Source organism: Caulobacter sp. D5, from assembly GCF_003185805.1.
In the GTDB taxonomy this organism is placed as follows: Bacteria; Pseudomonadota; Alphaproteobacteria; order Caulobacterales; family Caulobacteraceae; genus Caulobacter.
Window position 1 is genome coordinate 1 of sequence record NZ_QHJY01000513.1, and the last position, 5738, is coordinate 5738.

The 5738-nt window shown below is 68.6% G+C and carries 7 protein-coding genes and 1 pseudogene; 5 read left to right on the forward strand and 3 right to left on the reverse strand.

Annotated features, from left to right (window positions below):
- Nucleotides 1–332, reverse strand: a pseudogene (locus DMC18_RS24570) (hypothetical protein); the annotation flags it as partial.
- 51 nt (nucleotides 333–383) lie between these two features.
- The gene (locus tag DMC18_RS24575; RefSeq protein WP_109099840.1) at nucleotides 384–728 is read right to left on the reverse strand and encodes a hypothetical protein; all 345 of its coding nucleotides are present in this window, start codon (nucleotides 726–728) and stop codon (nucleotides 384–386) included.
- Between the two features lie 302 nt (nucleotides 729–1030).
- Here DMC18_RS24575 and DMC18_RS24580 point away from each other — a divergent pair, with 302 nt between their 5' ends.
- Genes DMC18_RS24580 through DMC18_RS24595 form a run of 4 tightly spaced genes read left to right on the forward strand, consistent with a single transcriptional unit; the run spans nucleotide 1031 to nucleotide 4038 of the window.
- Entirely contained in the window at nucleotides 1031–1603 is a 573-nt protein-coding gene (locus DMC18_RS24580) for a bacterioferritin (protein ID WP_109099898.1), read from the forward strand.
- 1 nt (nucleotide 1604) lies between these two features.
- Nucleotides 1605–2708 carry an acyl-CoA/acyl-ACP dehydrogenase gene (locus DMC18_RS24585; RefSeq protein ID WP_109099841.1) on the forward strand — a complete coding sequence of 368 codons (1104 nt, stop codon included), beginning with the start codon at nucleotides 1605–1607 and terminating at the stop codon, nucleotides 2706–2708.
- Complete coding sequence (locus tag DMC18_RS24590) at nucleotides 2702–3460, forward strand: PIG-L deacetylase family protein (RefSeq protein ID WP_146218210.1); 759 nt, start codon at nucleotides 2702–2704, stop codon at nucleotides 3458–3460. Before DMC18_RS24585 ends, DMC18_RS24590 begins: the two co-directional genes overlap by 7 nt.
- Nucleotides 3457–4038, forward strand: coding sequence for an SAM-dependent methyltransferase (locus DMC18_RS24595; protein WP_109099899.1), 582 nt, complete (start codon nucleotides 3457–3459; stop codon nucleotides 4036–4038). The genes DMC18_RS24590 and DMC18_RS24595 overlap by 4 nt, the downstream gene beginning before the upstream one ends.
- Here DMC18_RS24595 and DMC18_RS24600 read toward each other — a convergent pair.
- Nucleotides 4035–4940, reverse strand: coding sequence for a glycosyltransferase (locus tag DMC18_RS24600; RefSeq protein ID WP_158285985.1), 906 nt, complete (start codon nucleotides 4938–4940; stop codon nucleotides 4035–4037). The two genes, DMC18_RS24595 and DMC18_RS24600, sit on opposite strands and share 4 nt — an antisense overlap.
- A gap of 231 nt (nucleotides 4941–5171) precedes the next feature.
- On the opposite strand from DMC18_RS24600, the gene DMC18_RS24605 reads away from it, so the two are divergent.
- The coding region (locus DMC18_RS24605) for a catalase (RefSeq protein ID WP_146218211.1) at nucleotides 5172–5738 on the forward strand (567 nt) is incomplete at its 3' end.

Below are 5738 nucleotides of genomic sequence, written 5' to 3' on the forward strand. Positions count from 1 at the left end.
CCGACTGCGGTGGCCGCGAGCCATCCCGCCGCCACGACCGGACCCAGGCCCGGAATGGCCAGCATGCCGAGCCCGGCCAGCAGGCCCGCCCCGCCGCCGACCAGACCGCCTGTGGCCGCGCCCTTACCGGCGCCGTCGGCGACGTCGTTGTCGCCGTCGCCATTGTGGTCGCCCAGCGGACCGTCGGCCTTGCGGTCGCCGTCATGCCAGTTGTCGGTGTTGTCGGAAACCAGGCTGATGCGGTCGTGACCGACGCCGTAGGCTTCCAGGTCCGAGACGACGTCGAGCGCCTCGGTGTGGCTGTCGAACAGCCGGGTGATGGTCTTGCTCATGTGGATGTTCCCAGAAAGGTTATGATTTGAGGCGAGCAAGGACGGCCGAGCCTAGAGCTCGGTGATAGCGCCCTTGTAGTCGATCGAGACGTTGACTTTGCGGCCGTCCTTGGTGGCTTCGCCCTGCCACAGACCGTTGGCGTTCTGGTTCAGCGGACCCAGCGCGGTGTAGCCGGCCTTCTCGATGGCCATGCGGGCCTGGTCGGCGGTGTAGGAGCTGGCGCCCGGGGTGGGGCCGGTCTCGCCGGTGGTCGGCGCGGTGTCGACGGCGGCGTTACCCGGAGCCGCCGGCGCGGAGACGGCAGGCCCTTCGACCTTTTCGTGGTCGGCGTTCTTCTGGCCGCACGCGGCCAGCAGCATCGCGACGAGCGCGACGCCAATCATGGGCTTCAACATGTTCGTGGATCTCCGAGAGGTGCGGAGTTAAGCCCTCTCAACCCGACAAGGTTGCACGATGATCCGCAGCTTATTCCCGGAAATATGGAAATTTATCTCTGGTAATATGAATATAAATATTTGCACGCATCGTGAAAATAATTCACGCGCGGCGGCATCATAAAACAATCGACGTCGAATTCTCCGCGAAGATATTTCGCCACCTGTTTCGTCATCGACTAATAAAGGCGGCCGCCGTCGCGCCCTTCCGGATCGAGACCGCCCACGGCGCGTTGCATGCTCGGATCATCGAGGGACGCAAGATGAACGATCAGGTTGGCGACAAACCCTTCCTCAGCGACGTGCAGACCCTGCGGGCCAGGGCGCGGGAACACCTGGAGGACGGCGCGCTGACGCCGGCCTATGGCGGCGACGTCAAGAAGACCATCGAGATCCTGCAGACGGTGCTGGCCACCGAACTGGTCTGCGTGCTGCGCTACACCCTACACTCGATCATCGCCTCGGGGATCTCCAGCCAGGGCCCGAAGGCCGAGTTCGCCGAACACGCCAAGGAAGAGCACGCCCACGCCCTGGCCGTGGCCGAGCGCATCACCCAGCTGGGCGGCACGCCGAACTTCAGCCCCGAAGGGCTCGCCAGCCGCTCGGCCTCGCAATATGTCGAGGGCGAGAACCTGGTCGACATGATCAAGGAAAACCTGATCGCCGAACGGATCGCGGTGGAGCACTATCGCGAACTGATCCGCTATTTCGGCGACGACGACCCGACCACGCGGGTGATGCTGGAGGGCATTCTCACCGTCGAGGAGGAGCATGCCGACGACATGCACGACCTACTGGTCGCGCACGAAGGCACGCCGATGCTCGAGGACGCCTGACTTGGCGCAGATCGCGTTTACGCCAGCGCCGGCCCCGCCGTCTGTGGCGGCGGTGCTGGCCGCTTTGCGCCATGCCTTGCAAGACATTCGCGCCCGCGCCGCGGATCTCGACGCCGGCGGCGAGTTCCCCGCCGAGGACGTCGCTTTGCTCGCGTCGATCGGCGCGCTTGAGGTGATGGCCGGCGACGCCACCTCCCCGCGCGAGTTGATGGAGGCGTTGCGCCTTGTCGGCCGCGCCAATCTCAGCCTGGGGCGGATCTTCGAAGGTCACGTCAACGGCGCGCGGCTGGTCGCCTGGTACGGGTCGGCCGAACAGCGGCGGACCTTGGAAGCCGACCTGGCCGCCGGCAAGGTCCTGGGTGTCTGGAACACCGAACCGACGCCGGGCGTGACCATCGCCGATGGTCGCCTGCACGGGGCGAAGTCCTACGCCACCGGCGCGGGCCATATCGACATCGCCGTGATCACGGCCGCCACGGCGAGCGGCGGCAAGCAGATGGTCCTGGCGGACGCCGCCGATCCGGCCCGCGCCGATCCATCGGCCTGGCGGGTGCGGGGCATGAGGGCGACGGTCAGCGGGACATACGACCTTACCGGCCTGCCGGTCGACGCCGCGACGCGCCTGGGCGCGCCCGGCGACTACGAACGCGAGCCGCGCTTTTCGGCCGGAGCCTGGCGGTTCACGGCGGTGCAGCTGGGCGGCGTGGAGCACGTGCTGACCCTGCTGCGAGAGCATCTGGCGGCCTCGCCCGCCGGCCAGGATCCGATCCATCGGGCCCGCTTCGGCAAGGCGCTGGCGGCGACGCGCTCGGCCTATCTGTGGGTGCGGGAAGCGGCCCAGCGGGCCGAAGCGCCGGATGCGGGAGCCGAGGCGATCAGCTTCGTACTGATGACCCGAGGCGTGGTCGAGGAGGCCGGCCTGACCGTCATGGAGGCAGCGGCCCGCAGCGTCGGCACCCGGGCCTTCTTCGTCGACAATCCACTGGACCAGGCCTGTCGCGACCTGGCGCTCTATCTGCGCCAGCCCGTGCCGGACCAGGCGCTGGACCGCGCGGCGGCGGCGTTCCTGGCCAAGGACGCCTGGGCGGACGATCCCCTGTGGTGACGGCGATGGGCGAGCCGGCCTGGGCGGCCCTGGTCAACCAGGCCTTCAACCTCGACGCCACGGTGCTGGACGGCCTGTCGCCGTTGCTGATCCTGGCGCCGCACCCCGACGACGAGACGCTGGGCTGCGGCGGCCTGATCGCGACAGCCAGCAAGCTGGGCCTGAAGCCCCGCGTGGCCTATCTCACCGATGGCGCCGGCTCGCACACGGGCTCGCCGACCTGGCCGCCCAAGCGGCTGGCCCGTGTTCGGCGGCAAGAGGCGCTGGCGGCCCTGGAGGTGCTGGGCGTTCCGCCCGAGGACGTCCATTTCATGGGGTGGCCCGACGGCGCGCCGATCCCTCGCGAGGATACAGCCTACGCCGCGTCGCTGCGGGAGCTGCGCGACTGCTCCGACGGCTTCAAGCCGTGGAGCGTCTGGGCGCCGTGGCGCGAGGAACGGCATTGCGACCATGTCGCGGCCAACCTTCTGGCGTCGGACTACATCGCCTCGATCGACACCCGCGAGCCGGTGAAGATGGAATATCTGGTCTGGGGCTGGGCCGATCCGGACCTGGCCCATCGCCACGGCGCCAAGGGCGTCTGGGGCCTGATGTGCGGCGGCGAGATCACGCGCCGCCGAAAGGCCCTGGCCTGCCACGAGACCCAGATGACCCCGATGATCCAGGACGCCGCCGAGGCCTTCCAGGTGCCGCCGGACCTGGCGGCCCTGACCGACCGGCCGGTCGAGATCTTCCTGGAGTGCAGGCGTTGAGAAAAACCCGCTCGCTGGAGCCCGGCTATTTCGAAGGCCTTTACACCGCCGATCCCGACCCCTGGGGCTTCGAGACCAGCGCCTACGAGAAGGGCAAGTACGCGGCCACCCTCGCCGCCCTCGGTGAAGAGCGCGCCGCCCATGCGCTGGAGGTCGGCTGCTCGATCGGTGTCCTGACCCGGCAGTTGGCCGAACACTGCGACCGCCTTCTGGGGCTGGACGTTTCGGAGACCGCTCTGGATCAGGCGCGAAAGCGTTGCGCCGACTTGGCCAATGTCGAATTCGCCCTGCTGCAGGTTCCGCGCGATCCCGTTCCCGGGTCGTTCGACCTGATCGTGCTGTCGGAGGTCGCCTACTACTGGGACGACGGCGACTTGGCCCTGGCGGCCGAAGCCTTCCGGGCGGCACGCGTTTCCGGCGGACGGATCCTGTTGGTCCACTGGCTAGGCGAGACCGATTATCCCAAGACCGCCGACGAGGCCGTCGAAGGCCTGCGGGCGCACCTGGGCGACGCTGTCACTGTGGATACGGCTCAGCGCAACGCCGACTATCGCCTCGATCTGTGGCGCTGGGCCTAGCCGGCCTCGGCCAGCAGCATCCGCTCGCGCCCGATGCGCACCAGAGCGCGGGCCTTGTCGATCTCGGCCGGAAGATCGGCGAAGGTCAGGGCGGGTCCCGGCGTCGCAAGACCGAGGGCGACATTGAGCGGCGGCGCCTCGTGGATCGGCTCGTCGACCGCCTGGCGCCCCCAGAGGTCCAGGGTGTCGGAGGTTCCGCCTACGGCGCGACCGGCTAGGCGGCAGGAGGTGAAGACCTTGACGTCGATGGGGTGGCGCACGCGTCCGCCGGCCGCCCTTACGGCCTGGAACAGCGCCTTGTCCTCGCCCACCGGCGGGGCGGGCGCGCCGCCGATGCGGGCATAGCAGCCGAGGGTCAGGGCCATACTGGCGCCGCCTTCGTAGAAGTGGTGCGGCCAGGCCTCGTCGCTCCGCGCTGCCCGCAAGGCGTCGAGAGCGGCGTAGTAGCGGCGCAGCAGGGCCAGCCGGGCGCGGTGCGCCGGGTCGAGGCCGCGCAGTTCAGCGCCCTTGAGCCGCGCCAGCCCCGCTACCGCGTCGTAGCCGGCGTCGACATGGTCGAGCGTACGCCTCAGCCAGTCCGCCGCGACGTGGGTGTCGGCGTCGGTGGTCAGCAACAGGTCTTCGGGCGAGTGCAGAAGGGCCGCGGCGGCCTCGAACGCCGCGCGACGGGCGCCGCCGGCATGAGCCTGGTCAGGATCCAGCCGCATCTCGACGACCTCAACGTCGCCGCCCAGGCGACGGGCGCGCTCGGCAGTGTCGTCGATGCAGTTGTTGGCCAGCACCACGATGCGCAGCGACGCGATCCGATCGTCGCGCTCCATCGCCAGCAGGCGGGTCAGGCAGACCTCTATCCAGGCGGCCTCGTTTCGCGCCGGAACGGCCACCGCCACGCGGCGCTTCAAGACGAGATTCCCAGCCGGTGAATGATCGATGCGCGCATGACGTTCCTGCTCTCGTTCCCAAGCCGTTCACAGAGACGCGGCGGGGTGCAAACTCTCCACGGAGCGGAAAGTTCGAGGCGAGGCCCGCACGAAAATAAATCGTGGTTTCAGGGAGTTATGTCGGCTTGGCGACAGCAACCTCGACTCCGCGCGAACGTTAGTTCGCCACACCTCAAAATTGAAAGACGCCCCATGGCCACCCCGGCTAAGACCAAGGCCAAAACAGCGGGCGCACGCGCCGGCTCCACGCCGCCGACCAACGCCCCTCCCCCCAGGCCCGCGGGTCCCTCGACCGAAGGCGAGACCTTCATCGCGCCCGGCGGCGAGACCCACCAGCAGGCCGACGGCCCGGAAACGCAGCTGACCACCAATCAGGGCGTGCCGATCGCCGACAACCAGAACTCGCTGAAGGCCGGGGTCCGCGGCCCCGTGCTGCTGCAGGACTTCATCCTGCGCGAAAAGATCATGCACTTCGACCATGAGCGCATCCCCGAGCGCGTGGTCCACGCCCGCGGCTCGGCCGCGCACGGCTTCTTCGAGTGCCTGGATTCCTGCGCCGACGTCACCGCCGCCGACTTCCTGCAAAGGACCGGCGAGCGCATTCCGGTGTTTACGCGGTTTTCGACCGTGGCCGGCAACAAGGGCTCGGCCGACCTGCCGCGCGACGTGCGCGGCTTCGCGGTGAAGTTCTACACCCAACAAGGCAACTTCGATCTCGTCGGCAACAACATCCCGGTGTTCTTCATCCAGGACGCCATC